This window comes from Chryseobacterium sp. SIMBA_029, from assembly GCF_046535275.1.
Classification (GTDB): Bacteria; Bacteroidota; Bacteroidia; order Flavobacteriales; family Weeksellaceae; genus Chryseobacterium.
In genome coordinates, this window is record NZ_JAWRXA010000278.1 from 1 (window position 1) to 275 (window position 275).

Consider the following 275-nt stretch of genomic DNA (forward strand, 5'->3'; position numbering starts at 1 on the left):
GGGATATCTCAGCCGGGATATTTCACATGCACGGCTCAGTCTGCCGGGACAGCCTCGTGGTGGCCTGCCGCACGCAGGGCAGCCCGCAGCTTGACGGCCGTGGCGTCCATGACCGCCGGGTCCGGATTGTGGTCCGCGTTATGCACCTCGAAGTCCGCTGTGGAATAGGCCGGCCACACATGCACGTGCAGGTGGTCCACCTCGAAGCCCTCCATCAGGACGCCTACACGCTTTGCGGAAAACAACTCTTCCTGGACTTTTCCAATGCTCTGGGC

General features: G+C 62.5%; 1 protein-coding gene. It reads right to left on the reverse strand.

Annotated features, from left to right (window positions below; translation table 11 throughout):
* Positions 1-35: 35 nt before the first annotated feature.
* Positions 36-275 (reverse strand): HIT family protein (locus SB679_RS24120; protein ID WP_410704768.1); only part of this gene is annotated, 240 nt, incomplete at its 5' end.